General features: G+C 64.8%; 32 protein-coding genes. 28 read left to right on the top strand and 4 right to left on the bottom strand.

The genetic code is table 11. The features are described from left to right. Window positions 1-35: 35 nt before the first annotated feature. From AC1D2L_RS02225 to AC1D2L_RS02125, 21 genes are all read left to right on the top strand, one after another. Window positions 36-995: a major capsid protein gene (locus AC1D2L_RS02225; protein WP_476844174.1), complete on the top strand. Its 960-nt coding sequence runs from the start codon at window positions 36-38 to the stop codon at window positions 993-995. Between the two features lie 55 nt (window positions 996-1,050). Then, window positions 1,051-1,296 (top strand): hypothetical protein, encoded by a 246-nt coding sequence (locus AC1D2L_RS02220; RefSeq protein WP_476844173.1) that lies wholly within the window; start codon window positions 1,051-1,053, stop codon window positions 1,294-1,296. A 10-nt stretch (window positions 1,297-1,306) separates the two neighbouring features. Further along, window positions 1,307-1,807, top strand: coding sequence for a hypothetical protein (locus AC1D2L_RS02215; protein ID WP_476844172.1), 501 nt, complete (start codon window positions 1,307-1,309; stop codon window positions 1,805-1,807). A 1-nt stretch (window position 1,808) separates the two neighbouring features. Beyond that, window positions 1,809-2,339, top strand: coding sequence for a DnaT-like ssDNA-binding protein (locus tag AC1D2L_RS02210; protein ID WP_476844171.1), 531 nt, complete (start codon window positions 1,809-1,811; stop codon window positions 2,337-2,339). Next, window positions 2,339-2,569, top strand: coding sequence for a hypothetical protein (locus tag AC1D2L_RS02205; RefSeq protein ID WP_476844170.1), 231 nt, complete (start codon window positions 2,339-2,341; stop codon window positions 2,567-2,569). The genes AC1D2L_RS02210 and AC1D2L_RS02205 overlap by 1 nt, the downstream gene beginning before the upstream one ends. Continuing rightward, entirely contained in the window at window positions 2,566-2,919 is a 354-nt protein-coding gene (locus AC1D2L_RS02200) for a hypothetical protein (protein WP_476844169.1), read from the top strand. Before AC1D2L_RS02205 ends, AC1D2L_RS02200 begins: the two co-directional genes overlap by 4 nt. Before the next feature lie 2 nt (window positions 2,920-2,921). Further along, complete coding sequence (locus AC1D2L_RS02195; RefSeq protein WP_476844168.1) at window positions 2,922-3,338, top strand: hypothetical protein; 417 nt, start codon at window positions 2,922-2,924, stop codon at window positions 3,336-3,338. Continuing rightward, window positions 3,338-3,703 carry an HK97-gp10 family putative phage morphogenesis protein gene (locus AC1D2L_RS02190; protein WP_476844167.1) on the top strand — a complete coding sequence of 122 codons (366 nt, stop codon included), beginning with the start codon at window positions 3,338-3,340 and terminating at the stop codon, window positions 3,701-3,703. The genes AC1D2L_RS02195 and AC1D2L_RS02190 overlap by 1 nt, the downstream gene beginning before the upstream one ends. Next, complete coding sequence (locus AC1D2L_RS02185) at window positions 3,703-4,119, top strand: hypothetical protein (protein ID WP_476844166.1); 417 nt, start codon at window positions 3,703-3,705, stop codon at window positions 4,117-4,119. The genes AC1D2L_RS02190 and AC1D2L_RS02185 overlap by 1 nt, the downstream gene beginning before the upstream one ends. A 32-nt stretch (window positions 4,120-4,151) precedes the next feature. Further along, the gene (locus AC1D2L_RS02180; protein ID WP_476844165.1) at window positions 4,152-4,394 is read left to right on the top strand and encodes a hypothetical protein; all 243 of its coding nucleotides are present in this window, start codon (window positions 4,152-4,154) and stop codon (window positions 4,392-4,394) included. Between the two features lie 40 nt (window positions 4,395-4,434). After that, window positions 4,435-4,911, top strand: coding sequence for a hypothetical protein (locus tag AC1D2L_RS02175; RefSeq protein WP_476844164.1), 477 nt, complete (start codon window positions 4,435-4,437; stop codon window positions 4,909-4,911). A 92-nt stretch (window positions 4,912-5,003) separates the two neighbouring features. Beyond that, complete coding sequence (locus AC1D2L_RS02170) at window positions 5,004-5,420, top strand: hypothetical protein (RefSeq protein ID WP_476844163.1); 417 nt, start codon at window positions 5,004-5,006, stop codon at window positions 5,418-5,420. Further along, window positions 5,306-5,767: a phage tail assembly chaperone gene (locus AC1D2L_RS02165; RefSeq protein WP_476844162.1), complete on the top strand. Its 462-nt coding sequence runs from the start codon at window positions 5,306-5,308 to the stop codon at window positions 5,765-5,767. Before AC1D2L_RS02170 ends, AC1D2L_RS02165 begins: the two co-directional genes overlap by 115 nt. 6 nt (window positions 5,768-5,773) lie before the next feature. Then, entirely contained in the window at window positions 5,774-6,133 is a 360-nt protein-coding gene (locus AC1D2L_RS02160) for a DUF4156 domain-containing protein (RefSeq protein WP_476844161.1), read from the top strand. Between the two features lie 63 nt (window positions 6,134-6,196). Continuing rightward, on the top strand, window positions 6,197-11,221 hold the full coding sequence (locus AC1D2L_RS02155; RefSeq protein ID WP_476844160.1) for a tape measure protein: 5,025 nt from the start codon (window positions 6,197-6,199) through the stop codon (window positions 11,219-11,221). Further along, entirely contained in the window at window positions 11,218-12,759 is a 1,542-nt protein-coding gene (locus tag AC1D2L_RS02150; RefSeq protein WP_476844159.1) for a hypothetical protein, read from the top strand. The genes AC1D2L_RS02155 and AC1D2L_RS02150 overlap by 4 nt, the downstream gene beginning before the upstream one ends. A gap of 437 nt (window positions 12,760-13,196) precedes the next feature. Continuing rightward, entirely contained in the window at window positions 13,197-14,600 is a 1,404-nt protein-coding gene (locus AC1D2L_RS02145; RefSeq protein WP_476844158.1) for a hypothetical protein, read from the top strand. A gap of 3 nt (window positions 14,601-14,603) precedes the next feature. Continuing rightward, window positions 14,604-15,458 (top strand): hypothetical protein, encoded by an 855-nt coding sequence (locus AC1D2L_RS02140; RefSeq protein WP_476844157.1) that lies wholly within the window; start codon window positions 14,604-14,606, stop codon window positions 15,456-15,458. Further along, a complete protein-coding gene (locus AC1D2L_RS02135) occupies window positions 15,458-17,710 on the top strand; it encodes a hypothetical protein (RefSeq protein WP_476844156.1) in 2,253 nt (750 codons plus the stop codon). The genes AC1D2L_RS02140 and AC1D2L_RS02135 overlap by 1 nt, the downstream gene beginning before the upstream one ends. After that, window positions 17,710-18,276: an SPRY domain-containing protein gene (locus AC1D2L_RS02130; RefSeq protein ID WP_476844155.1), complete on the top strand. Its 567-nt coding sequence runs from the start codon at window positions 17,710-17,712 to the stop codon at window positions 18,274-18,276. Before AC1D2L_RS02135 ends, AC1D2L_RS02130 begins: the two co-directional genes overlap by 1 nt. 9 nt (window positions 18,277-18,285) lie before the next feature. Further along, entirely contained in the window at window positions 18,286-18,804 is a 519-nt protein-coding gene (locus tag AC1D2L_RS02125) for a hypothetical protein (RefSeq protein ID WP_476844154.1), read from the top strand. Window positions 18,805-18,811: 7 nt separating this feature from the next. Here AC1D2L_RS02125 and AC1D2L_RS02120 read toward each other — a convergent pair whose 3' ends face one another. Further along, entirely contained in the window at window positions 18,812-19,123 is a 312-nt protein-coding gene (locus tag AC1D2L_RS02120) for a hypothetical protein (RefSeq protein ID WP_476844153.1), read from the bottom strand. Between the two features lie 114 nt (window positions 19,124-19,237). Here AC1D2L_RS02120 and AC1D2L_RS02115 point away from each other — a divergent pair, with 114 nt between their 5' ends. The 6 genes from AC1D2L_RS02115 to AC1D2L_RS02090 all read left to right on the top strand — a co-directional run bounded on the left by AC1D2L_RS02115 (window position 19,238) and on the right by AC1D2L_RS02090 (window position 21,972). Further along, the gene (locus AC1D2L_RS02115) at window positions 19,238-19,768 is read left to right on the top strand and encodes a hypothetical protein (protein ID WP_476844152.1); all 531 of its coding nucleotides are present in this window, start codon (window positions 19,238-19,240) and stop codon (window positions 19,766-19,768) included. Beyond that, entirely contained in the window at window positions 19,765-19,896 is a 132-nt protein-coding gene (locus AC1D2L_RS02110) for a hypothetical protein (protein WP_476844151.1), read from the top strand. The genes AC1D2L_RS02115 and AC1D2L_RS02110 overlap by 4 nt, the downstream gene beginning before the upstream one ends. A 3-nt stretch (window positions 19,897-19,899) precedes the next feature. Then, on the top strand, window positions 19,900-20,751 hold the full coding sequence (locus AC1D2L_RS02105; RefSeq protein WP_476844150.1) for a glycoside hydrolase family 108 protein: 852 nt from the start codon (window positions 19,900-19,902) through the stop codon (window positions 20,749-20,751). Between the two features lie 5 nt (window positions 20,752-20,756). Further along, window positions 20,757-21,005 carry a hypothetical protein gene (locus AC1D2L_RS02100; protein WP_476844149.1) on the top strand — a complete coding sequence of 83 codons (249 nt, stop codon included), beginning with the start codon at window positions 20,757-20,759 and terminating at the stop codon, window positions 21,003-21,005. A 120-nt stretch (window positions 21,006-21,125) separates the two neighbouring features. Continuing rightward, window positions 21,126-21,587 carry a hypothetical protein gene (locus AC1D2L_RS02095; protein WP_476844148.1) on the top strand — a complete coding sequence of 154 codons (462 nt, stop codon included), beginning with the start codon at window positions 21,126-21,128 and terminating at the stop codon, window positions 21,585-21,587. Beyond that, the gene (locus AC1D2L_RS02090; RefSeq protein ID WP_476844147.1) at window positions 21,577-21,972 is read left to right on the top strand and encodes a hypothetical protein; all 396 of its coding nucleotides are present in this window, start codon (window positions 21,577-21,579) and stop codon (window positions 21,970-21,972) included. The genes AC1D2L_RS02095 and AC1D2L_RS02090 overlap by 11 nt, the downstream gene beginning before the upstream one ends. Window positions 21,973-22,027: 55 nt before the next feature. Here the strand turns inward: AC1D2L_RS02090 and AC1D2L_RS02085 are convergent, their stop codons facing one another. The 3 genes from AC1D2L_RS02085 to AC1D2L_RS02075 all read right to left on the bottom strand — a co-directional run bounded on the left by AC1D2L_RS02085 (window position 22,028) and on the right by AC1D2L_RS02075 (window position 23,899). Next, window positions 22,028-22,393 carry a MerR family transcriptional regulator gene (locus tag AC1D2L_RS02085; RefSeq protein ID WP_476844146.1) on the bottom strand — a complete coding sequence of 122 codons (366 nt, stop codon included), beginning with the start codon at window positions 22,391-22,393 and terminating at the stop codon, window positions 22,028-22,030. 411 nt (window positions 22,394-22,804) lie between these two features. Further along, window positions 22,805-22,969 (bottom strand): hypothetical protein, encoded by a 165-nt coding sequence (locus tag AC1D2L_RS02080; RefSeq protein WP_476844145.1) that lies wholly within the window; start codon window positions 22,967-22,969, stop codon window positions 22,805-22,807. A 603-nt stretch (window positions 22,970-23,572) separates the two neighbouring features. Beyond that, window positions 23,573-23,899, bottom strand: coding sequence for a DUF982 domain-containing protein (locus tag AC1D2L_RS02075; protein ID WP_476844144.1), 327 nt, complete (start codon window positions 23,897-23,899; stop codon window positions 23,573-23,575). Window positions 23,900-24,046: 147 nt separating this feature from the next. Here AC1D2L_RS02075 and AC1D2L_RS02070 point away from each other — a divergent pair, with 147 nt between their 5' ends. After that, entirely contained in the window at window positions 24,047-24,265 is a 219-nt protein-coding gene (locus AC1D2L_RS02070) for a hypothetical protein (RefSeq protein ID WP_476844143.1), read from the top strand. Window positions 24,266-24,285 lie beyond the last annotated feature (20 nt).

Raw genomic sequence — 24,285 nt, 5'->3', positions numbered from 1 at the left:
ACGTTGAAACCAGCCAATCATCAGGAGTTTTCCCCATGGCTGCTACCAAAATTGCGGACGTCATCGTCCCGGAAGTCTTCAACCCCTACGTCCGCGAGCGCACCGCTGCGCTTTCGGCGCTGTTCAACTCCGGCATCGTCGCGACCGTGCCTGAATTGAGCCTGCTCGGCCTGCGCGGCGGCACCACCCTGGCGATGCCGTTCTGGCAGGACCTGACCGGTGCCGAGGAGATCCTGTCCGACACCAGCCCGCTCGGCGTCGACAAGATCACCGCAAGCCAGGACGTCGCTGTCCTCCACGCTCGCGGCAAGGCCTGGGGCGTCAACGACCTGGCGAAAGCCCTGTCGGGCAGCGACCCGATGGCTGCGATCGGCGATCTCGTCGCTGACTATTGGGCCCGGCGCCATCAGGTGCAGCTCATCTCGACGCTGAAGGGCGTGTTTGCGGCGGCCAGCATGTCGGGCAACATCCACGACATCAGCGCCGGTTCGGGCGAAGCCGCTGTCATCTCGGCCGACGGCGTGGTCGACGCGATCTACAAGCTCGGCGACGCCTCCGGCAAGCTGACTGCCTTCGCGATGCACTCGGCCGTGGTCGGCAAGCTGGTGAAGTCGAACCTCATCGACTATCGCCTCGATTCCGAGGGCAAGCCGACGATCCCGGTCTATCTGGGCAAGGACGTCATGGTCGACGACAGCATGCCTGTCGCGTCCGGCGTCTATACCTCGTACCTCTTCGGCGAAGGCGCTGTCGGCTATGCCGATGCCGACGCCCCGGTGCCGACCGAGACCGACCGCGACTCCCTGCAGGGCGAGGACATCCTGATCAATCGCCAGCACTTCCTGCTGCATCCGCGCGGCGCGAAGTGGAAGGGAACCCCGGCCGGCGTCAGCCCGACAAACGTCGAGCTCGAGGTCGGGACCAACTGGGAGCGGGTGTACGAGAACAAGAACATCCGCATCGTCCAGTTCAAGCACCGCATCGCCGCGGCCTAAGCGAGAGGGCGTTCGCGCCCTCTTTCCCTTCCGATCGATCAGATAGGAGGCCGCAATGGCCAAGCTTGCACGGGGCCAGAACGGCTCCGCCGCGATCAATGCCGCGATGGCAAAGCTCGCATCGGGTGAGGATATCACCCTCGCCACCTTCACCGTCGCCACGCTGCCGGCCGCTGCCGCCGGCAATGCGGGGCGGCTCGTTCGCGTGTCCGACGGCAGCGCCGGCCAACCCTGCCTTGCGACGAGCAATGGCGCGGCCTGGAAGGTGATCGCCCTGGGCGCCACCGCCGCGGCTTCCTGAGGAGAGCGTCATGGGTTTGTCCTCATTCAACCGCATGCGCCGCGAGAAATCGCACGTCGAGGTGATCGAAGCCGAGCGCTTCAAGATCGACAACGAGGCGCGCAACCAGCGCCGCGTTGACCGCGACGAGGCGAAGGAGAAGACCGACGCTCTGCAGGAGAAGGCCGCCAAGGCCGAAGCCGAAGCCGTCGCAGCCATCGGCGAGAAAAACCTGGCCGGCATGGAGACCAAGGTCATCGACCAGCCTCTGCGGCAGGACCACGCTGCCGAGATCGCCGGCCGGAACCTGTTCGGCGTTCAGGAACCCAAGGACCCCGTTGCACGTGTTCACGAGCGCATCCCGCTTGAGAAGACGGCCAACGAGGTTCTCGTCGATCACACGCAGGTCGACGGAGCCGGCCCGACTGCAAAGATGATCGCCGCAGCCGAAAAGGAAGCCGGCGTGTCCAAGGAGGTGCCGGCCCCGGCGCCGGCCGAGGAAGACGTCGCGCCGAAGGGCAAGAAGCGCTGACATGGCGCTCGTTGTCGAAGACGGCAGCGGGGTCGAAGGCGCTGAGAGTTATCTCAGCGTCGCCGACTTCATGACCTATGCAGCGGCGCGCGGCCGCTCGCTGCTCGGCAAGACCGATGAGCAGATCGAGCAGGCCCTGCGCCGTGGCGTCCGCTTCATTGATACCCGCTACCGCGCGCAGTGGCCCGGCGTCCGCGCCTTTGGCCGCGAGCAGGCGTTGGCCTGGCCGCGCAGCTCTGCCGTGGACGGCGACGGCGAGGACATCGCCGACGACGAGCTCCCGGCCGAGGTGGTCGATGCGTCCGCAGAGGCTGCTCTGCGCGAACTCGCCGCGCCTGGGTCGCTCTCCCCCGACCTTCCTCGCGGCGGCGCCATCAAGCGCAAGCGCGTGAAGGCCGGACCCGTCGAGACCGAGACCGAGTATGCCGACGGCGCGAGCGGCGAGACCACATTCGCCGCGATCGACGATCTGCTCGGCAACCTTCTGGTCGCCCGCACCTCGACGACCGTTTCCAGTCTCATGAGGGCGTGATGACCGATAACGTGGTCCGCTTTACCGGCATCACCAAGCTCGACATCGACCCGGCGCTGGTCTTGCGCGACGCAACCGACGAGGGCCTCGCCGAGGTCGTCGTAATCGGCTTCGCCAAGGATGGCAGCGAGTATTTCGCGTCGTCGATTGCCGATGGCGGAACCGTGCTCTGGCACATGGAACGAGCGAAGCACAAGCTGATGCTTATCGCAGACGAGGCCGGGGAATGAGCTTCCTCGACGCTATCCCGGCCGAGATCGCCGAGGCGCTGGCCGGAGATTTTCGCGACGCCAAGATCGGCACGCCGACGCTGACACCCGACGGGGAAGGCGGGTTCATCTCAACCTATGCCGAGACCGACGTGAAGGCGCTGAGGATCGAATACGAACTCGACTATCGCGTCCGCAACCAGATCCCGGCGACCGACGTCTCGATCATCGTGTTGCGCTACGGCGTGGCCGTGACGCCGACCACCGACAGCCTCATCAGTATCCAGGGCGTCGCCTATTCCGTCATCGCGGTCGCAACCGACCCGGCTGACGCGACGTGGACCCTGCAAGCCCGCCCGACCGGAGCCTGACCATGAACCGCCGCAGCTTCTTCGGTGCCGCCGCTATTTCGCCGTTGGCATTGGTTGCAACGCCCGCCCATGCCCAGACAGCCAAGAAGGTACCCTTCAGCGTCGAGGTCGAGATCGATTGGGACGCGATCCACCCCTATGGGACGCGCGTTTCGTGCGTGAAGGGCGACCCCGGAGAGCGCTTCTATGGCGTGCTTTGCGGCGACCGCATCTATCCAGAGGTCTGGCTGGACGGCGTGCGGCAGGTCCACGCTGAGACCGGCGACGTCCTCTATGGCGAGGTTGTTCGGGCGGTGACGACGCCCACTGGCAACATCGCCATCAACCCCGCCACAGACGAGATCCTGCGCGAGAAGGTTCGGGGCAAGGTCCGCATTCGCTACGTTGGGCTTGATGGCCGAGTGGTCTGGATCGGCTGATGGCCCGCGTCACCCGCGTCGTCTCGAAGAACGTATTCGAGAGCATCGCGCAGCTGATGACCGATCGAACGGCCGCAGCAACAGCCGTCGTGCATCGCGAGATGGTCAAGAAGATCAGCAAGCCCGGGCCGCCGCGTTCCGCACCCGGGGAGCCACCCCACGTCGATACCGCGCGCCTGCGCCAGTCCTTGCAGCCGAGCGTCGTCCGCGAAGGCAACACCATCCGGGGCACCGTCTCGACCAATGTCGAGTACGCGCCCTATCTCGAGTACGGGACAAGCAAGATGGCGCCGCGCCCGTTCATGCGCACAACGATCGCTGAGCAGGTCGAGCCCGTGAAGGCGATCATGCGGGGCAAGCCCTGATGCGCGCCCTCTCGACCGCGATCTACAGCCGCTTGAACGGTGACGCGACGCTGACCGCCTTCCTCGGCGTGACGGCATCGGTGCCGAGCATCTTCGCCAAGCGGCCCGTGCCGACCGGCGCCGGCTATCCGCTGATCGTCTCGACCACCGTCGTCGCTGACGTCGACCAGGACATGATCAACGCCAGCATGCGCCAGATCAGCCGCGACATCGCGGTCTATGGGATGCTGGCAACCCAATTCGACAAGGTCGTGGACGCCGCCGAGCGGGTCCGCGTCCTGTTCCATCGCCAGCCGCTTGCCTTCACCGGATGGCGCGCGCTCGACGTGATCGCCACCGGCCCGATCGACGCTCCCGCAGAAGCGCAGGAGATCGGCCGCATCGTCACGCTGACCATGCGGCTTCAGCCCGTCTGATCCACCCGTCATCAATCCAGGAGGCCGCCGACATGCACTCGGTCAGCAATCTCTCGCGCGTCAACCAGCAGTTCCAGGTCAAGGGCGGCGCCTTCGTCACCCTCGCGCCTGGCGAGAGCAAGAGCCTCGCGCTGGCCGATCGCGATGCTCCCTATAACACCGGCCGCGAGCATGCCGGCGTGATCGCCATCGCCGGCAGCAAGGCCGCAGCCGCCAAGGCCAAGCCGCCGAAATACGACCCGGGCCTGCCTGAGACCTCTCCCGAAAACCTCTGAACCGCCGGGCGCCCGGCTCCATCCATAAGGATCGCTCACCATGATTTCAGCTACCGCTGGCTCCAAGCTCTACATCGCAGGCGCTCATGCCGCCGCGACCGATACCTCGGCCGAATACGGCGCCCTGACATGGGTCGAAGTGAAGTCCGTCACCAATCTCGGCGACTTCGGCGATGAGGCTTCCGCCATCACCGTCGATCTGGTTGGTGAAGGCCGCACCCGAAAGCTCAAGGGCACCCGCAATGCCGGCGAGATGGCCGTGACTTGCGCCTGGGACGCTCTCGACCCCGGCCAGATCGCGGTGCGCGCCGCAGAGAAGGAATCGTTCGCCTACTCGTTCAAGCTCGAAGCCAACGACAAGGCCGACGCAAACGACACGTCGAGCATCTTCTACTTCGGCGCTCTCGTTCGCTCAGCCCGCCGCACCCAGGGCGGCCCCAACGATGTCGTCAGCATGGCGATGAACCTCGATGTCACGACGGAAATCCTCGAAGTCCCGGCAACCGTCGTCACCTGATCGCTGCGCAGCGAGGCGGGGGCGGTTCATCGGGTGCCGTCCCCGCCACTACCTCAAGCCCGATCACCCGATAATCCCGAAGGAAGAACCCTATGGATCTCGCTACCCTCGATATGGCCGCCGCCGATACCGGCGCCGTCATGACCGTCCGTCACCCCATCAGCGACGCCGTGCTCGAAGGCACGGATGGGCAGCCGATCACGATCACGCTCGCCGGCTCCGACTCCGAGCGGTTCCGCAAGGTGCAGCGCGCTTCTGCCAACCGCCGCCTCAAGACGCAGTCCTCGCGCCGCGGCCAGATCACATCCGAAGAGATCGAAGCCGACGCCCTTGAGACGCTAGCCGCCTGCACGATCGCCTGGCATGGCCTGGTGGTCGACGGCGAAGCGCTCGAATGCAACGCAGTCAACGCGCGCAAGGCTTACAAGCGCCTTCCGTGGTTGCGCGAGCAGGTCGACGCCTTTGTGGGCGATCGTGCCAATTTTTTGAAAGCGTCGCCCTCGACCTAATCGAGTTCGCCGAAGCCTCGCGGCAGGCACAGGAGCGATCCAGCCTGCCGCCCGAGGGCGAACACATCTGGGCATGGTTCTGCGAGCTCAGCGCCACCCGCACCGCGGGCATGGCCGGCGCCAATCCCATCAGCTACCTCGAAATCTACGCATGGGCGCGGCTCACCGGCTGCGCCCCGTCACCTTGGGAAGTGTCTGTGCTTCGCCGCATGGACGCCGCGTCGATGGCGAGCAACGCCAAGAACGCTCCGATGAACAAGGATGAGCCCCCGGCTCCGATCGACGCCACAGACGGCCGTGAGGTCGTCGGCTTCATGCGAGCGTTCGCGGCCCGGCGGAAGGGGTAACGGGCCATGCTGGACACGCCCGCGGACGTAGGGTCAGATCGCCTCCTTTCGATGGAGATGATCATGCGGCTATGGCTACCCTTTGCTTTCCTCACGGGCCTTGCTGCGTGTTCGTCGCCACATGCCGGGGCTGAACGCATCGTGCTGACCGGGAGCACCGACGTCGTAAAAGGCTGCAAATTCCTCCAGCAGGCCAGCGGCGACCAAAACCTGATCGGCGGGGCCCTGGCTGGGATGGCTCGCGAAGACGCCATGCGGCAGTTGAAGAACAAGGCCGCTGAAATCGGCGGCACGCACATCGTCACCCAGAGCATTTCGACCGGATGGGCTGGGGCCAACGCGGTCGGCGACGTCTACCGCTGCTAGTCCATCCCGCCATCTTTGCCGATTTCACAGCCGCCCTCCGGGGCGGCTTTTTCGTGAGCTCAAATGAACACAGCCGCCGCCATTGCTGTTGAGATCGTTGCTGATCTCTCGACGCTCGACGCAAGCCTGCGCCGCGCCGAAGGCAATACGACGCGCGCAGCTGGCAAGATCGCGAACGATCTGGGCAAGGTCGAGCGGGCGACCGACCGCGTCAACACCACAAGCATCAAGACCAGCACGGCAACTGAGCGGCTTGCCGCAAGCTATGGTCGCATGAGCGGCGGCCTGAACTCGGCTGCGTCTGCGAGCGCGCGCCTGGCAGCGGCAAACGACAACGTCGCCCGGTCGGCTCATGAGGCTTCGACCGCGGCGCGCCTTCTGTCCGGCGCTATCGGGCTGATCAACGCCGGCGCCATGATCGCGCTCGGTACCGCCATAGCCAAGGTCGGCATGGAGATGGCAGCCCTGGAGCGAGGCTTTGCTGCCTCTGCCGGGTCTGCGCAGCAGGGTGCTCGCGAGCTCACTTTCGTCCGTGCCGAAGCCGATCGGCTTGGCCTATCTCTCGGAGAAACTGCCAAGCAGTACATGCAGATGGTCGCTGCCTCGCAGGGCACGGCCATGCAGGGGCAGGGCACGCGCGATATCTTCGTCGCCATTTCCACCGCCATGACCGCGCTTGGAAAGTCGGCGGCCGATGCCGGCGGCGCTCTCAACGCCGTCCAGCAGATGATGTCCAAGGGCTCTGTCCAGTCGGAAGAGCTCAAGGGGCAGCTTGGCGAGCGCTTGCCCGGCGCATTCAACCTCGCTGCGCAGGCGATGGGCAAGACCACGGCCGAATTCCAGAAGATGCTGGAAGGCGGCGAGGTTCTTGCCGAGGATCTCCTGCCGAAGCTCGCGGCGAAGCTGATCGAGACCTATGGCGCGGCTGCACAGGCCGGATCTCTCGGCCTCACGGCCAACCTCAACCGCCTTGCGACCGCATGGAACGAATATTCCAACAGCGTTGCCGCCGGGGGCCTGGACGCGGCGCTCAACCGCGCCGCGCAAGCCATGACGCGATTCCTGCAGAACGCAGATGGCGCCGCTTCGGGCCGCGCTCTCGGTGGCGCGATCGACGAGATCGTTGTTGCGCTGGATCGCGTGCCGCGCGGCTTCGAGAACCTCAAGATCGGCGGCCAGATCATCGCGGACCTCGCGCGTGAGTTCAACGCCTGGGCCGTCGGCACATCCTCGGTGTCCGATGCAGCCTCGAACCTCGCTGAGGTGAACCAGACGGCTGCGGCGGCGACCGGCGAGAGCTGGCGCACCGGCATCAACACCGTCATCGACGCCTTCGTGACCGGCTACGAGATGGCGGTCGCCGCATGGAACGGGCTGCCCGCGGCCTTTGCCGACGTCTCGACGCGGGCGGGAAACGCGCTCATTGGCGGCATCGAGGGCGCGGTCAACTACCTGCTCGGGCTGTTGCAGAAGTTCGTCAACGCCTGGAACGCGATCGGATCGGCGCTGCCGTCCGGCCTCGACTTTCCCAAGCTCGCAGATGTGGGCAAGGTGTCGTTTGATCGACTTGAGAATTCGTCCAAAGGCGCGGCCGAGAACATCCAGAAGGACTTCAAGGGCCTCGCAGACAATTTCGGCAAGACCGACTATCTCGGCAAGGCCGGCGATGCGATCGGCGCTGGCGTCGACAACCTGCGCAGCCGGTTCCGGGTGCTCCGTGCCGATCAGGATGCGACGAACCATCTGCTCCGTGAGGCGGGCAAGATCGCCGGCGAGAACAAGGTCGCGGACGCTTACAAGAATGCTGCCAAGGCCGGCGCTGCGTCCAAGAAGGCGGCCGAAGAGAGCGGTGGCGCGGCCAAGGACGCGACCAGCGCTTACGACAACCTCATTCAGCGCACGAAGGATCGGATCGAGGAACTGGAGCTTGAGGCGAAATACGCCTCTAAGACCGCGACCGAGGTCATCAAGCTCAAGCTTGCCCATGATCTCGAGCGCGCGGCCAAGAAGGACGGGGCCGCCGTCACCGACGCCATGCGTCAGGAATGGGACCGCCTTGGCGATTCACTCGCCGCTGCGACCCAAAAGATGGAAGCCGCGAAACTCGCGCAGCAGCAGCTGAAGGACGGTCTTCGCGAAACCGCAGAGGGTCTGTCTTCCCTGTTCAAAGACCTCGCGAGCGGGAAAGGCTTCGACGCGGCCATTAAGTCGTTCGGCGCCCGGTCGCTTGATAGCGTCATCGACGGACTGCTCACAGGCAAGGGACAGATAGGCGTCGCCCTTGGTCTCGCCCCAACAGAAAAGGGCGGGATAGGCGGCCTGTTGAACCTCGACTGGACGAAGATGACAAAGGCAGTTGAGAAGGGCTCGTCGGCGGGCACATTCTCCGGCTTTGCGAACATCTTTGGCTTCGGGGACGCGCAGCAAGGGCCTACGCAGTCCGGCGCGACCCTCGACCAAGCGAACCGGGGCAGTGCCCTCAGTGGTCTCGCTGGTATCGGCGGCGCGGCCCTCGGCGCTTATGGCGCGGGCGCATCGGGCGGCGCTCTGGTTGGCGGCCTTACGGGGGCAATCTCTGGCGCTGCGGCTGGCGCCGTGTTCGGCCCCGTCGGGATGGCGATCGGCGCGATCCTGGGCGCTGGCTCTGGCATCCTTGGCGCGAGCTCTGCTGCCAAAAAGGCAAAGGAAGAACGCAAGCGGCAGGCAGAAGCTGCCTATGAAGAGGCCAAGCCCCAGTTTCTCACGCTCGGCTCTCAGCTTCGCGGCGATCCGCAGAACACGCTTGCGCTCCAGATCGAAGATGCCCGAGCCGCTACGCGGAAACTGACGGACACAGCCTTCTTCGCCAACAAGCTCGACGAGGCGCACAAGCTCTATCAGGACTTCGTCACCTACGAGGAACGGATCAAGGTCGATTTCGCGCGGGCATACGAGGGCATGGCCAGCAACCTGGCGGCTGGCGTTGGGCCGGACTCGCCGTTCGCCCAGGCGCGAGACGCCGTCAAAACGCTTGGCACAGCCCTAAAGGGCTTCATCGACGACACGAAGACCGTCTTTGGTGAAGGCGCGCCACAGATCCAGCGGTCGACCGAGGCGGCGAGGGCTTATGCCATCGCCGTGCTCGATGGCGCCAAGTCAATGTCCACTGTCGAGACGCGGGTGCAGGAAGTCCGCGGCGTCGCGGCTGGTTTGCAGCAGGTGCTCGTCGATCTCGGGATGGCCGCAGATCAAGCCGCCGAGGCGATATCTTCGGGCGCCACGGCTGCGCTCGACAGGCTCAGGGCGAGCTTCCGCGCTGATCTTGTCGCAGAGGTCAACGAAATCGAAGGCGTTGGCTATATCGACGAAATCCAGAAGCTGTTCCAGGACGTCGCGGGGCGTCGCAACGATGCCTCTTTGCTCGGCACGACGAACACCGATGGCCCGCTGATCGACCGTTACCTGCGCGGCAAGGCTCAGGAGATCGTCGACAGCGCGCAGCTGACCGGCGTTGCCTTCGACACGCTCGTTGCCGTCCTGCCCGAGGTCTCCGGCCTGGTGCACGAATTCAACGGGGCGCTGAAGGGCGCGGCTCGCGAGGCTGACATCGCCGCGCGCAAGCTCGCCTTCGCCGATCGCCTGTTCAACGCGACGAACGACAACTCCACCCTGGAAGGCCAGCTTGCCGCCTATAATCGGCAGGCCATCCGCGAACGGCAGGCCGAGATCAAGGCGGGCGGCGAGGCCCTGGTTGAGCTTGAGCAGGCTCAGGCGGCCGAGCGTTACAATATCATCCGCGACTGGAACCAGAAGACGCTCGACGAGCAGAAGCGCGCGGCCGAAGAGGCGCGTTCGTTCTGGCAGAGGTTCGCGAAGCAGATCAAGGAATACACCGACGGCCTGCGCGCCGGCGCCGACAGCCCGCTCTCGCCGCAGGCCCGCCTCGCCGCGGCGCAGTCGCAATACAATGCGCAGCTGGCGCTCGCGCAGGGTGGCGACCGCGATGCCATGAGTGGGATCACCTCCTACTCGTCGGATCTGCTCGATGCCGCCAAGGCCTATTATGCCAGCAGCACCGGCTACCAGAACATATTCGCTAGCGTGATCGCACAGCTCGAGGCGTTGCCCGATATGGTCAGCGACACGCAGCTGATCATCGACGCAATCGACTCCGGCGCGCAGGCGACGGTCGACATGCTGGCGATTATGAAGTCGTCGCTCGAAATGGCGGTGAACTCTGGATCGGCGCAACAGATCGCCGGGGCTCTGTCGACCTATTTCAACAAGATCGACACCAACACCAGCCAGAACATCGACTTTGCGGAAATGCAGGCCGCCCTTGGCGGGATGGCGTCGCAGTCCGCGCTCTACAATATGTTCACCCGGCTCGACACGGACAATTCCGGCTCGCTGTCGAAGCTCGAGCTGATCAAGACGGCGACCGATGGAACGACGGTCGCGGTTGACGGGCAGGACGCCTGGCTGGCGGCTATCCAGACCTTCACGCAGTCGACGAACGCGAATGCGGCATCGATCGCCAATGCTGCTGAGGTTCAAAAGGCGTCTCTCGCTGCGATCCAGAGCAATGGCTACAACGCCTGGCAGATCGCCGAGCGGCAACACGCCTCCTTCGGGGCGATGCTTAGTCTGCTCGAACTGATCCGCGCGAACCTCGCATCGGCCAATAACCGGGTCAGCATCCAGGGCAATTCGGGCGCTGTGCAGGGTTACGCAACCGGCGGCTATGTGTCCGGGCCCGGCTCCGCGACCTCCGACAGCATCAGCGCTCGGCTCTCGGATGGCGAATTCGTAATGCGCGCCGCGGCGGTCGACCGTTTCGGCGTCGGCATGCTCGACCAGATGAACGACAACTTCCGCATGCCGGCGGTGGCCGTGCCGATGCAGGGCGGCGGAAACGGGGCGATGGTCGCCGAACTGCGCGCGCTGCGCGAAGAGGTGAAGGCGCTCCGCAAGGAGAACAGCGCCGGGCAGAACTTCGTCGCCAAAGCCGCAGCTACGGGCGCGCAGCATGTCCGTGAGGGCGTCGACGTCGTCGCCAGCAACACGGCCGCTGGCGCGCGCGCCGAACGTCGCAAGGCCGCGGCATGATCTATCTCGTCGAGGTCGAAGCGCATGACGGCTCCGGTGTCCAGACGCTCTATCTGGGCACGGAAGGCCTGACGACGCGCCCGACGGACACGCCTGCGAACGCCTACTATGCGCCGCGTATCATCGACCCCGGCAACTTCGAGCGGCACCTGTTCGGGACCGGGACGACGCGCGGCGCCAGTCAGGTCGGCGCGGGCGATGTCGTTCTGGCGTCTGGTGATCCTGCCAACGGGACGAACCTCGACGCGTGGCTGGGCTATGCCTTCAACGGGCGGCCGGTCACGATCAAGGTGCTCGACAGCATCGAGCTCCCGATTGCCTCGGCGCAGATCCTGTTCCGTGGCACGGCCGAGCAGATCGTCGCCGATGACCCGATCAACAAGATTGCGCTGCGGTTTCACGATCGGCTGAGCGATCTCGAAAAGCCGCTCCTGACCGAGCGCTATGCGGGCACGACCATCAACAACGGCCCGACGGCCGAGGGCAACGTCGACCTGAAGGATCAGGTGAAGCCGCGCATCTGGGGTCGCGTGACGAACGCGCCCTGCGTCGCGGTCAACGTTTTCGATCTGATTTATCAGGTCTCGGCGTCGGCGGTCGCGAGCATCGCTGTGTTTGACGGTGCGATTCCGCTCAACCAGGGCGCGGACTTTCCGACTGTTGCCGCGCTCCAGGCAGCGCCGGTGCTGGCCGGCAGCTTCATCACATGCCTGGCGCTCGGGCTCTTCAGGCTCGGTGCCAAGCCGGCGGCAACCATCACGGCCGATGTCGTGCAGGGAACGACGGACGCCGCGCGCACGGCGGCACAGGTTGTGCGGGGCATGCTCCTGAGCTTCGGGCTCACGGCGGCCGAGGTGCCGACGCCGAGCTTTGCCGCGCTCGATGCGCTGAATTCGGCTCAGGTTGGCATTCGGGTCGATGGCGACATGACCGCGCTGGCGGCGGCGGCCACCGTCCTCGACAGCATCGGCGGTTGGCTGGCGCCGGATCGGCTCGGCGTCTTCTACGTCGGCAGGCTCGGACTTCCCTCGAGCGATCCGGGCGAGACCTATGGCGATTACGAGTTCCTCGACAACCCGGCGCGGCTCGATGTGCTGGACGATAGCAAGGGCATCCCGTCGTGGCGTGCAACGGTTCGCTGGGGCCGCTCGCATGTGGTCCAGGGCGACAATGACGTCTGGGGCCTAGCGACCACAGCGCGCCGCTCTTTGGTCTCGACCGAATGGCGGGAGAGCAAGGTCGAAAGCCCGGCGGTCAAGACGCTGAACCCCGCCGCGCCAGAGATCGCGATCGATAGCTGCCTCGCCTTCGAGGCCGACGCGGTCGCCGAAGCCACCCGGTTGCAGGCGCTCTATGGCGTCCGGCGTGATCGGTACCGGATCAAAGTCCACGTCTCGGTCGCGGAGGCTGCTCAGCTCGGCTCCGTCGTCCGCCTGCAGCATCCGCGCCTCGGCCTCGCCGCCGGCAAGAACTTCACCGTGATCGGTCGCACCGACGAATACGTCGAGGACACGGTCACTCTCGACTGTTGGGGATGAAGCATGAAACTCCTTTTCATCGGTTGGATGCTGATAAACGCCGTAGTGGGCTGCTGGCATTGCATCGCGATCACGATGGATGCCCCGCCCCACCGTTCGCGCACGTGGCGGATCGGTTGGTCGTGCGCTCTTTGCCTCGCAGCAATCGCGTCCGCGTTCTTCGCGGGCTTTTTGCTCGGTGCCCCCGACGCTGGCGAGAGCTTGGGGCTGAAGCCATGAGCCGCTGCAAAGACTGCCGTCATTGGGCTTGGCATCCCTGGTGGTCGGCCTGCTTCAAGATGCCGCCCGACGACTGCCGACCGTGCGAGCTCACGCAGAAGGGCAACATCCCGCAGCCCGGCGCGGCTGTCGCGATCAATGACGACGGGGGACCAGTGAACACGCTGCTAACCCACACGGACTTCGGCTGCGTCCGTTTCGAGCAGAGATAGCCATCCATGGCAGACAGCAACATCACCTGCTCGGGGCTCACTGCCACGAGCGGGGTAGGCCAGCTTGCGCTTCAGTGGTCGGTGACGAACCCGAACGTCGGCGGCTTGCCCTATCTGGATCTCGCTGCGGTCGAGGTCTGGGCATCGGCGAGCAACGACCGATCAGCCGCGATGAAGGTCGGCGAGGGCACTGATGCCTTCCTCCATGCTGGCGTTCCCGCGGGCTCCACCCGCTTCTACTGGGTGCGGGCTCGCAACGTCTCCCTGCTCTATGGCGAGTGGCATCCGGTCTCTCCCACGGCAGGGGTGGCCGGCACGGCGGGGACAGCGCAGCCTGCGCCCGGCTCTATTACAGCGACGGAGCTCGCGGCCGATTCCGTGACCACGCCGGCCATCGCGGCAAACGCGGTCGGCACGACGGAGATTGCGGACGCGGCGATCCAGCGCGCCAAGATCGCCTTCGCCGCCGTCGGCACGGCACAGATCGACGATGCGGCGATCACGCGCGCCAAGATCGGAACGGCCGCGATCGGCACGGCCGAGATCGAGAACGGCGCGATCACAAACGCGAAGATCGCCAACGCCTCGATCGACAATGCCAAGATCGCCAACCTCAGCGCTGACAAGATCACCTTCGGCAACCTGGTAGGCATCTCGATCAGCAGCGTCACGATCAACGGCAGCACGATTACTGGCGCCGACATCGTGGGAGGCACGTTTCGCACGGCAACGAGTTTCCCGAATGTCGAGGTTCAGAGCTTCGGCGGACGGATCCTCGTCAACTCCGCTTCCGGTCTTGTGGCCTCGATCTGGGGTGGGACAGCCGGCCCAATTCTGTCGGTCAACCGGAGCTCGCCAAGCGCCTTCACTGCTACGTTTTCGAACGGGTCGGCTGGGTCGGTCCAGTCGATCAGCCCTACATGGGCATTCTATGCCAGCAGCGGCGCCTATGGGCCCTTCACCGGCGCGCACGAGTTGCTCTGGCCGCTTGACGAGCCGTTGCCGGAGATCGGCGACCTGATCGCTGACGACGGTGTGGTGCACCGCAACGGTATCTCGAACGCGCTCTGCCGTGGTCGCGTCGCTTGTGCGGGCGCGCCGGCGCTCGGCGTGTTCGCGTCCGAAATGGATTGGACCCGCACCGCGGCGATGGGCGACGATCTCTCCGACGAGGATGTCGCCGAGTTGGGCCGTGCCTATCGCCTGATCCTCGTGAACGCGGTCGGCGAAGGGCAGATCAACCTCGCGCCTGCTACGGTGGTGGGTGTCGGCGATCTGTTGGTGGCCTCCTCCGTTCCCGGCAAGGCGACCCGGCAGGAAGACGACATCGTGCGGGCCTCGACCGTCGCCCGAGCCCGCGAGTCGTCCAACGCGCGATCCCAAATCGCCTGCATCTACATGGGTGGCTGAAGCATGGGCCGATTGATCCTGCTCTACGACAACGCGGCGGATGAAGGCACGCTTTCGGGAGGCACATGGTCTCTCCCGTTGACGGGCATGCAAGACCCGCGACCGACGCGCCGCGCGCGCTCGGCCAACCTGACGCCGGAGGCCACCACCTTCGACATAGCCTTGAACGCGACCCGCACTTTCAAGGCGCTCGCCTTCGGCCCAACGAACTTTACCTCGTCAGCGCGGTACCGGATCCGGAGCTTCTCCGACGCTGAGATGACGATGGAAGTCTACGACAGCGGATCGCGAGACATCGGCACGCAGGCTGTCCCTTCGCTCGACCTCCCGTGGGAAGACCCGAACTTCTGGACAGGCGTGCAGCCGATCGACGATCCCGACAAGGCCGGCATCTTCGTCGTCCATATCTTCGACCAAGACACCACTGCGAAATACTGGCGCTTCGAGCTCGAGGACGCCGGAAACTCCGATGGCTTTGTCGAGATCGGTCGTCTGTTCATGGGGCTCGCCTGGCAGCCGAGCATCAATTTCTCGCCAGAGGGCAACAGCTTCGGTTGGAAACCCAACACCACGACGCAGCAGTCGCTCGGGGGCTCCCGCTACTACAACCGCCGCAAGAGCGCGCGCTTCTTCCGCTTCGCCTTCCCATACCTGCCCGATGCCGAGGTCTGGAGCGACGTCTACCGCATCCAGGCGGTCAGCAATCTCGACCGGCAGGTCTTCGTCATCCCCGATCCCGATGATGTCGCGAACCGCAGCAAGCGCAGCTTCCTCGGCAACCTGACCGAGCTTTCCTCGATCCAGCTTTTCAACGTCGGGCTGGCCTCGACCGCATTCGACATCACGGAGGCCCTCTAATGTCCGCTTTTACGGATGCCGTTGCGCGTCTCGCCTCCTTCTTCAATGGGGGCAACTATTCGGCTACGACCAATGCCGGCGGCTTGGCGAACGACGGCCACCGCGTCAACTTCGTGCCGGCCCTGCAGGATGTCGCGACGGTCGGCGAAGGCGCGGCGGATGCTGCCACGGCGGCCGACGCCAGCAAGACGGCAGCGGCGGCCAGCGCGAGCACCGCGACCACGAAGGCAAGCGAGGCGGCAACCTCAGCGACGGCTGCGGCGGGCAGCGCGACCACGGCAGGCACCAGCGCGACCACCGCGACCACGCAGGCCGGCACTGCCACGACCAAGGCGGGCGAGTCTTCTGCGAGTGCCACGGCAGCCGCGGGCAGCGCGACGGCGGCCTCCGGAAGTGCGACGGCCGCCGCTGGTTCCGCGTCCACGGCATCTGGCCATGCCACGTCGGCAGGCACGAGTGCTGGGACCGCCACCACACAGGCAGGGATTGCCACGACCAAGGCGGGAGAGGCGGCAGCGAGCGCGACCGAGGCGGCTGCGAGCGCGGCCAAGCTGATCGGATCATCCTCGACCTCTGTCTCGGTCTCGACCGGGTCGAAGGCGCTCACCACGCAGGCCGGCAAGTTCTTCGGCGTCGGCCAGAACCTGCTGATCTCCTCGGACGCGAATCCGACCACGAATTTCATGGAAGGTCAGGTGACGGCCTATTCCGGCACCAGCCTGACGGTGAACGTGACGAAGGTGACCGGCTCCGGCTCGTATAGCGACTGGACGATCCGGGTCGGTGCATCGCCGGGCTCGGTCGGCATCAATGGCTGGACCTCCGTCGAGGCGATCGTCAATGATGGCGATCGTCGGGTGAAGCAGATCGTCGATTGGGTCGGCGGGAGTGGAACCAAGCCGGCCACAGGCTCCTATATCGGCGCCTCAGGCCCGACAGGCACGATCGGCCTCGCCGTCGATGTGCGCGGCCCGGCCGGCGAGGGCAACGGCGACGTCACCACGACCGGCACGGTCGCGACGAACGATGTCGCTGGCTTCGCCGATGGCAYCGGCGACGTCCTGAAGAGCCTCGGGCCCATGCCGACCCTGTCGAGCCTCGGCGCGCAGGCAAGCAATGCGCTGCTCAGCGCCATCGCCGCGCTCACCATGGCGAGCGACAAGCTCATCTACGGCACCGGCGCTGGTACGGTCGACCTCACGGCGCTGACGTCCTTCGCGCGGACCCTGCTCGACGATGTCGATGCAGCCGCGATGCGGACGACGCTCGGCCTGGTGATCGGCACGAACGTCCAGGCGGCAGACGCTGAACTCTCGGCGATCGCTGGCCTCACCTCGGCGGCCGACACCGTGCCGTATTTCACCGGCTCCGGCACCGCCGCGCTGTTCACGCTCACCTCGTTCATGCGGACGCTACTGGATGACGCGGACGCTGCGGCGGCTCGCACCACGCTCGGCATCGGCACGGCCGGCACGCGGGCGGACGCCTATTTCGCTCTGGCCTCGCACACCCACACCGTCGCAAATCTATCGGACGCCTCGGCCAATGGCCGCTCGCTGATCTCGGCAACCGACTACGCGACCATGCGGACCCTGCTCGGGCTCGTCATCGGGACCAATGTGCAGGCCTATAGCGCGATCCTCGGGGCTCTCGCCGGGCTAACCTCGGCAGCGGACAAGGGCATCCAGTTCACGGGATCCGGTACGGCCGGCACCTTCGACCTGACCGCCTTCGCCAAGACGCTGCTCGACGACGCCAATGCGGCGGCGGCCCGGACGACGCTCGGGCTCGCAACTGTCGCATCGAGCGGCTCATACGATGACCTCGCGAACAAGCCGACGATCCCTGCGGCACTGACGAAAGCTGCCGGCTCCGACCTCCGCACCGGCACCGACGACGCGAAATACACCACGTCAAAGGCGATCCGCGACGCGATGGCCCCCGTCGCGCTGACGGACGCTGCGACCATTACGGCGGACATGGGCGCTGGCTTCAATTTCTCTGTCACGATCGCGGCCAACCGCACAATCGGGACGCCGACAAACTCGATCGCTGGTCAGTCGGGAACGATCAGGATCAAGCAAGACGGGACGGGCTCTCGCACGCTCTCTTTCAGCTCGGCGTGGAAATTCACAGGCGGCACGCCAACCGCCTCAACCGCTGCCAACACGGTCGATCGCATCGCTTATTTCGTGGAAGTCGGAGGCGCGACCCCGACCATCGAAGCGACATTCATCAAGGGGTTTGCCTGATGTTCGGAATCAATCCCTTGATGATGACGCCGGCTGGCGCTCCGTCAATGACGTGGAACCCGCTCGATAAGGACGCCTCCATCACACTGAGCAATGGCAACCTCACCGCCGCAGGATCTGCCAACAACTCCTTGGTAAGAGCTACGACAAGGGTGATTGGTAAAAAATACGCCGAATTAAATATGTCTATCCAATCAGGAAATAACACTACCATAGGACTGAGCAAATCAAGCGTAAGCGTATCAGGTACAAACCTTGGATTTGTCGCTGATGCAATCGCTTACTACGCATCAAATCAGATTTATACAAATTCATCGAATATGGGATCTTTCGACGCATACAATCAAGGCGATACCGTCATGATGGCGTTCGATAATAACACAGGTAACCTATGGTACGGCCGAAACGGTGTTTGGTTATTTGGCAACCCTTCGGCCGGGACGGGCGGAATTAATATTGGGACAGGTGACTGGTACTTCACTTTCAACCCCAGTCCGAGCTGTACCGGCGTCGCCAAATTCGGCGCGACGCCGTTCTCATACACCCCTCCTGCCGGGTTTATCTGAGGACTGATCATGAACAGTTTCGCATACAACGGCCCTGCTTGGGTCGAGCTTCAGCCTGGGCAGGATTTCGTCGAGGCGAATGGAACGGTGTCGAGCTACGGCACGGTGATGAACTGGTCTCCGCAGCAACGGACGGCGAAGGGCATCAAGGCGATCGTCGATGACGAGATCCCGGCGGGGAAGGTTCAGACGGGGTCGAGCCTCGTCGACAACGCCGGCTCGCCGCGCCGGGTCTGGACGCTGGTCGATGCGCCGCCGCCGGCTATCCCTGACGGCCCGACGCTGTCCGACTGGCGCGTCGCCCTGATCCAGATGGGCCGGTTCTCCGAGGTCAAGGCCGCCATCGACGCCGCCAAGGACAGCGGCACGCCGGAAGGTCTCATCGCCTTCGAGCGCTTCGAGTATGCCAACCACGTCTATCGCGCCGAGCTTCTTCGCCTCGCCCCCGTCATGGGATTCGACGAGGCCGATGTCGACGAGAGCCTGATGGTTGCAGCCGAGGTGGCGCGGCAGGCTGCTGCGGCCTGAGTGCGCCTCAGTTCGCTTTTCTGAACTGAGCCGGGTCGATAGCCGCGCTGGTCTTTGCATCCACCCCGAGCATGCTGCCCAGCGCGCTGTGCAGGTTCTCGGCGAGCGCGCGGGTGAAGCGCAGCTTTGCCACGACCGTGACGGCGAGAGGGTCGGCCTCTGAAGACCGCATCGAGTGGTCGATGACCCCGAGATTGATGTTCGCAAGGTCTTTGTGCATCCCGCAGTTGATGACCCAGTCGGTGTATTGGACGGGTACCTGATGCGGGTCTGAGAAAGCGATGACCGGCTTCTGCGGCAGTTTCGTTTGGTTTGACATGTAGCCCCTCGTTTTCTTGATCCTGCCTTACGTCATTGGGGCCGTCTACCGTGACTTAGGTCTGCCTCTCCTGCGCGCCGCGCTGTAGTCCCTACTCTCAATCAGGACATCCCAATGCTTCTGCAAACGCTCCTGGCGTGCGGCCTTGTCGTGGCATGCGCGCTGCTCAACCGTGTCCGTGGCGGCGGTCTTGGCGGCGACAAGTTGCCGGGCCGCGCGCTGCTATGGGTGGCGCCAGCCGTCGGCCTGCTGGCGTGGGCCGTGCAGCCCTGGCCGATCGCGCTGGCATTCGCCGCCGGCTTCCTGTTCTGGGGCATCTGGTCTTGGGGCCATTGCCTCGCCGGCCTTGGCGGCTACGCGCCGGCGCGATCGCCGTCCGTGCTCGAAGACCTCCTCGCGTTCTTCGGCCCGCCGATCGTCCAGACCTTCCTGCGGATGCTCTTCGTCCTGCCGGGTGTGGCTGTCGTCGCGTGGCTGCTCGGCAACTGGTGGTTCCTGCTCGCCGCGCCGGTCTTCGCCGCTGCCGCCACTGCTGTCTATGCCGGCTTCTTCCGCCCGCTCGGCCCCTTCGATTGGGCTCGAGCCGAGGTCGCGGTGGGGGCGCTGTGGGGTCTCGTGATCCTCTCGCCATGGGTGCTGCAATGAGCCTGACGACCTGGCTCGTGGCTGCCGCCCTGATCGGGCTCGGCCTCTTCGCATCCGCCTGCGCCCGCCCTCAGCCCTTCGGCGAGGACATCTGGCGCGCGGTCCAGCACATCGAACCCAAGAGGTAAGCCATGACCGCGGCGAACTATTCCGCAGCGCTGAAGCGCGTCCTCGTCTTTGAAGGCGGCAAGGTCGACCACCCGAAAGACCCGGGCGGCCGAACCAACCAAGGCGTGATCCAGCGCGTCTACAACGGATGGCGCGAGCGCAAGGGAAAGCCGAAGCGCGACGTCTACCTGATGGAGCCGCACGAGCGCGACGCGATCTATCGCGAGGGCTATTGGAACCAGATCAGGGGCGATGACCTCCCGGCCGGCATCGACGTAGTCGTCTTTGACGGCGCCGTGAACTCCGGCCCGCAGCAGTCGATCAAATGGCTTCAGCGCGCCCTTATGGTTGCCCGCATCGACGGCGTCGTTGGGCCGGCCACGCTCGCGGCGATCGACAACCACCCCGACCATGACCAGCTCGTCGCGGCCATCTGCGCGCGCCGGCTCGCCTTCCTGCAGGCGCTCAAGACGTGGTCGAGCTTCGGGCGCGGTTGGTCGTCCCGCGTGACGCAGGCTCGCCAGATCGGGCAGGCATGGGCCACAGGCTCTGTCGGACCGCAGCCGGTCTTCTTCGCTGGCATGAGCGCGAAGGCGCCGATCGAGAACGCCAAGCCGCTGCCGGCCAAAGCTGGCGCGGATGCAGCCACCGGCGCCGGCGCACTGTCGGGCGGCCTTGCCGGGGCCCTTGACCAGGCGCGCGACACCTTGACGCCACTCGCGGGCGGTGCCGACTGGATCGCGAACATCGTCGCGGCTCTGGCCGTCACCGGCGCGCTGCTGGCGGTCGGCGGCATTGCCTATCGCTGGTTCGCCTCGCGCCGGGCCGTTGAGCTTGCCGATGCGCTCGACCTTCCGGCTGGCGTGACAGCATGAGCCCGTTGGCGCTGATCCCGCTCAAGGCGTGGCTGGCGCTGGCGGCCGCTGCGCTCGCCGGCTTCATCTGCTGGCGCGTCTACGACGGAATCTATGACCGCGGCGCCGCTGACGCGCGCACCGAGATCCACCAGTCCAATGACAAGGCGAGGAGCAAGGCCGATGACGCCGCGCGCACGGTTGAGAACTGCACTGGCCGCTGGGATCGCGCTCGCGGCATCTGCCTGCCAGCCGAAAGACGCTCCGGTGAATAGGCCCTGCGGCGTGCTCTCGGACAGCCTGATGAACGTTCAGGGCGCGACGCCGGCCGACACTCGCCGCATCGACATCCATTTCGAGCGCGGCGTCGCTGCGGGCTGCTGGGCGCGGGGCTGATGGCGTTCCTCCGGATCTATCGAGGCATCCACGATCACTTCCCGGCCCGGCGCTCCGAATGGGTGCTGGCCGGGATCATGGTGACGTGGGGCTGGCTCCTTCTCGCTCCCGGATCCGTCTTCGACCAGTCGCAGGCCTGGCGCCAGATGGCGGCCATGGCGAGCGAACCGACATGGGGCTGGGCCGCGATCATGATCGGCGTGTTCCGATTGTTGGCGCTGATCGTCAACGGCACCTTCGCTTCGACCTGGTACGGACGATGGTCGCCCCATGTGCGGTCTCTCGCCTCGTTCCTGAGCTGCTTTCTCTGGCTCCAGATATCCTTCGGTCTTTGGGCCGGGGAGGCAGCTACGACTGGCCTCGCCGTCTACCCTGGGCTGCTGGTGCTCGACCTGATGAACGTGGTCGCGGCCGCATCCGACGCCGGGCAGATGGACAGGGCCAAGAAAGATGGACGCTAGCTCGCTCACGCCTGAAAACATCGGCGCCATGGCGGGGGTGTTCGCTGTCGCGGCCTACCTCGCTGCGAAGAATTACCTCAAGCAGCGGCAGGCCCCCCCGCCTCCGACTTCCAGCGACGTCTTCCTGCCCGGTGTCGGGATCGCCGACATGCGGCCCGCTCGCGAAGGCGCAGCCAGCCTCGAGAAGATCGCGGCGGCGCAAACCGTGCTGGCTGAAGCTATGGTCGGCATCGGCCACTCCATGGTCGAGGTCGTCGTTCTGATGAAAAAGCGGCAGGAAGACATCGAGGACGATCGGGAGCAGGCGCTGCGCGATCAGGTCCGCGATCTCAAGCGACTCGTCGAGGAGAAGGACCGCGCGCCGCGCCCGCGCCGGTCGGGGTAGCCCCAGTCGCGTGTGGGTTCCGCCATTGCCGTAACGGGCGACCGCCTCTGCGGTCTCAGCGCGCTCGTGTCTTTAACTGTTCCTGCCGCGGTTCGTCGTGCGAATCTGCCGCTGCAATCTCGTCTTCCAAGGCGACTAACGCACGGTCGATTTCGACCCGCTCTTCGCGAAGAAACTCAGTCTGATCGAGTAGTTGCTGCTTGGTGAAGCCGCCGGCATCGAGGGCCTGCTTGATCTCCTCCACGGTGAAATGCTGGCTCCGTCGGCTCACGATCTCAGAAATAACGGCGCGGTCGCCGTCGGAATACACACGCTCGCGCTTGTCGCGTTTTGGATTTATGAGGCCTCGATCCTCCCAAAAACGAATAGTTCTGAAAGTCAGCTTAAATTCTTCCGATACATCAGAAATAGAGTAACTCATCGTATTAGCTCGCCGCTTTGATTGATGCTGGAGGTATCTAAATCAAGGCGACGTTATGTCAATTGTTTTCCTCGCTTCGGGTGCTTATGTTACGATTTATAGCCTATTCCATCGCCAAGCCGGTGGTCCCTCCGGAGAGAGAACGCAAAATGTGTGTAGCGGTGGGCGTGACGCTCGGGATGTTGGCGGCCGTCGGGGTCGGCTGGAAATTCGGCCGACTGTTCGACTAAAGCCGCTGGGGACAACCAATCATTTGACGCACGCTGCATCGCTGCCCCGCGCTGTCCGGAGTAGCCCAAATGATCTAATCCGCTAGGATTGGGATATCCGGGTGCGGTGACTCCAGTCGGGCACTCGGGCAGCACTGTCAAAACAGAGCGAGGGCCGTCGTTCGTAAGGACGGCGGCCTTTTCAGTGCGCGAGCCTGCCCTGCGCGCTCCACCATTCATCGGCGGCAGCTTTCAGGGCATCGCGAAAGCGCGCTTCTTGGGAACCGTCGCGTGCGTCGGCAAGTCTCTCGACCTCTTTTATAACCGCTCTGTATTGCTCAAGGGATGTGACCACGAATTTCGACATCATCGCCTCTATGGACACTCGGTGAGGTTCGTCGCGAGATTTGTAGTGCATCGTGGAGCGAGTTGGCCGCACGAGCCCGTGGTGGCGGTGAGGGCCAACACGAAAAGCACTTTCAGGATCTCCGCAGCAGCATCGTTAGCCATCACACAGGGACGACGATCTCAGTTTCGGAGATCTCCCGGCACCGGGCCGGAGTCAACTGGGGGCTTTACGACGATGCTGCCAGCTGAAGCGCCCACCCCGGCAAAACTCAGCCCGCGCTTCATTCGGCTGACCCCTTTTGGCCCTTTCGCGCGTTCCTATCACCGGGTGCTTGATCACAGCAATTGGAGCTCAGACTTGAACGATGCCTACGCCTTCGCAATGGTCACTGCAGGAATGGCCATTGCTACCTTCGTGGGTTGGCGGGCAGGCCGCATAATGTCGCCTCGCCCCCGCGCCCTCAGAGAAGCCGCCCGCAAAATGCGACAGAAGCGCCGCTAACCCTATTGCCTTAACGGCGATCGAGTGGCCGGCGTAACCGGCTGGCGAACGGCTCCTCGCGTTCGCCTCTCTGCCACACTTGGGCTCCGTGGGCTTGCGCCCGCGGAGCCCTTTTTGATTTCAAGCGCTGCCGTGCGTTCCGCTTCGGCGGCTGCTCACAAATGCCGCAAAGTCGGAGGCCAGCAAGCCCTGTCGCTCCGCCCATGCTGACACCAGGCCGCGCGCGGTCTCGGTATCAACCTCGCCACGGACAGCTGCCAGGCAAGCCTTCCTGGCGAATGAGAGTGCCGCGTCCTGCTGTCGGGCCGGTAGGTCGGTGAGGAACATATACGCTTCCATCGCCGACGAGATCGCTGTTGGTATGCCAAAGCAGTTGAGAATGACGACGGGCCGCTCGAAATGATCAGAAGCCGGTGCCACGGTCACGTCCTCCTGAGTTGTGTGCATGTGGGTCCGCAGCCGCTCTGAGCCGCGGTAGAGGTGATTTAGGTCAAGAGTTGTTCTCGTCAAGCCTAGCACGCGATCACATTCGCCGCCGGTTGTGGTAGCCATTTCTCGTATGGAACTGGGCCGCTGCGCGCTCGTTTTTGTGCCATGCACGATATCAAAGTCAAAGCTCTGGCAGCGTCTGGCGACTTCGATGCGATGGTCGAGGTCTGCAATATGGTTCGGTCATCCAGCGAAGCCACATCAGAGCAGCAAGCCGCGGCGGCCGCCGCCCGGCGCTCCATAGTCAGCGCAGCGAAAGCTGAGAGCGCGATGAAGCTGCAGGTCGCCATGCAGCGCTACGCCAAGCTGATCGAGATGCTTTGACGCGAGCCGGCCTATGCCAC

The organism is Allobosea sp. P1_B10 (assembly GCF_056406735.1).
The sequence above is the reverse complement of the archived record's forward strand: the minus strand, read 5'-3'. Positions and strand labels throughout refer to the sequence as shown.

Excerpts from the sequence above, each read along its gene's own strand:
- AC1D2L_RS02225 (WP_476844174.1), top strand. The coding sequence starts at position 36 with ATGGCTGCTACCAAAATTGCGGACGTCATCGTCCCGGAAGTCTTCAAC.
- AC1D2L_RS02220 (WP_476844173.1), top strand. The coding sequence starts at position 1,051 with ATGGCCAAGCTTGCACGGGGCCAGAACGGCTCCGCCGCGATCAATGCC.
- AC1D2L_RS02215 (WP_476844172.1), top strand. The coding sequence starts at position 1,307 with ATGGGTTTGTCCTCATTCAACCGCATGCGCCGCGAGAAATCGCACGTC.
- AC1D2L_RS02210 (WP_476844171.1), top strand. The coding sequence starts at position 1,809 with ATGGCGCTCGTTGTCGAAGACGGCAGCGGGGTCGAAGGCGCTGAGAGT.
- AC1D2L_RS02205 (WP_476844170.1), top strand. The coding sequence starts at position 2,339 with ATGACCGATAACGTGGTCCGCTTTACCGGCATCACCAAGCTCGACATC.
- AC1D2L_RS02200 (WP_476844169.1), top strand. The coding sequence starts at position 2,566 with ATGAGCTTCCTCGACGCTATCCCGGCCGAGATCGCCGAGGCGCTGGCC.
- AC1D2L_RS02195 (WP_476844168.1), top strand. The coding sequence starts at position 2,922 with ATGAACCGCCGCAGCTTCTTCGGTGCCGCCGCTATTTCGCCGTTGGCA.
- AC1D2L_RS02190 (WP_476844167.1), top strand. The coding sequence starts at position 3,338 with ATGGCCCGCGTCACCCGCGTCGTCTCGAAGAACGTATTCGAGAGCATC.
- AC1D2L_RS02185 (WP_476844166.1), top strand. The coding sequence starts at position 3,703 with ATGCGCGCCCTCTCGACCGCGATCTACAGCCGCTTGAACGGTGACGCG.
- AC1D2L_RS02180 (WP_476844165.1), top strand. The coding sequence starts at position 4,152 with ATGCACTCGGTCAGCAATCTCTCGCGCGTCAACCAGCAGTTCCAGGTC.
- AC1D2L_RS02175 (WP_476844164.1), top strand. The coding sequence starts at position 4,435 with ATGATTTCAGCTACCGCTGGCTCCAAGCTCTACATCGCAGGCGCTCAT.
- AC1D2L_RS02170 (WP_476844163.1), top strand. The coding sequence starts at position 5,004 with ATGGATCTCGCTACCCTCGATATGGCCGCCGCCGATACCGGCGCCGTC.
- AC1D2L_RS02165 (WP_476844162.1), top strand. The coding sequence starts at position 5,306 with ATGCAACGCAGTCAACGCGCGCAAGGCTTACAAGCGCCTTCCGTGGTT.
- AC1D2L_RS02160 (WP_476844161.1), top strand. The coding sequence starts at position 5,774 with ATGCTGGACACGCCCGCGGACGTAGGGTCAGATCGCCTCCTTTCGATG.
- AC1D2L_RS02155 (WP_476844160.1), top strand. The coding sequence starts at position 6,197 with ATGAACACAGCCGCCGCCATTGCTGTTGAGATCGTTGCTGATCTCTCG.
- AC1D2L_RS02150 (WP_476844159.1), top strand. The coding sequence starts at position 11,218 with ATGATCTATCTCGTCGAGGTCGAAGCGCATGACGGCTCCGGTGTCCAG.
- AC1D2L_RS02145 (WP_476844158.1), top strand. The coding sequence starts at position 13,197 with ATGGCAGACAGCAACATCACCTGCTCGGGGCTCACTGCCACGAGCGGG.
- AC1D2L_RS02140 (WP_476844157.1), top strand. The coding sequence starts at position 14,604 with ATGGGCCGATTGATCCTGCTCTACGACAACGCGGCGGATGAAGGCACG.
- AC1D2L_RS02130 (WP_476844155.1), top strand. The coding sequence starts at position 17,710 with ATGTTCGGAATCAATCCCTTGATGATGACGCCGGCTGGCGCTCCGTCA.
- AC1D2L_RS02125 (WP_476844154.1), top strand. The coding sequence starts at position 18,286 with ATGAACAGTTTCGCATACAACGGCCCTGCTTGGGTCGAGCTTCAGCCT.
- AC1D2L_RS02120 (WP_476844153.1), bottom strand. The coding sequence starts at position 19,123 with ATGTCAAACCAAACGAAACTGCCGCAGAAGCCGGTCATCGCTTTCTCA.
- AC1D2L_RS02115 (WP_476844152.1), top strand. The coding sequence starts at position 19,238 with ATGCTTCTGCAAACGCTCCTGGCGTGCGGCCTTGTCGTGGCATGCGCG.
- AC1D2L_RS02110 (WP_476844151.1), top strand. The coding sequence starts at position 19,765 with ATGAGCCTGACGACCTGGCTCGTGGCTGCCGCCCTGATCGGGCTCGGC.
- AC1D2L_RS02105 (WP_476844150.1), top strand. The coding sequence starts at position 19,900 with ATGACCGCGGCGAACTATTCCGCAGCGCTGAAGCGCGTCCTCGTCTTT.
- AC1D2L_RS02095 (WP_476844148.1), top strand. The coding sequence starts at position 21,126 with ATGGCGTTCCTCCGGATCTATCGAGGCATCCACGATCACTTCCCGGCC.
- AC1D2L_RS02090 (WP_476844147.1), top strand. The coding sequence starts at position 21,577 with ATGGACGCTAGCTCGCTCACGCCTGAAAACATCGGCGCCATGGCGGGG.
- AC1D2L_RS02085 (WP_476844146.1), bottom strand. The coding sequence starts at position 22,393 with ATGAGTTACTCTATTTCTGATGTATCGGAAGAATTTAAGCTGACTTTC.
- AC1D2L_RS02080 (WP_476844145.1), bottom strand. The coding sequence starts at position 22,969 with ATGTCGAAATTCGTGGTCACATCCCTTGAGCAATACAGAGCGGTTATA.
- AC1D2L_RS02075 (WP_476844144.1), bottom strand. The coding sequence starts at position 23,899 with ATGCACACAACTCAGGAGGACGTGACCGTGGCACCGGCTTCTGATCAT.
- AC1D2L_RS02070 (WP_476844143.1), top strand. The coding sequence starts at position 24,047 with ATGCACGATATCAAAGTCAAAGCTCTGGCAGCGTCTGGCGACTTCGAT.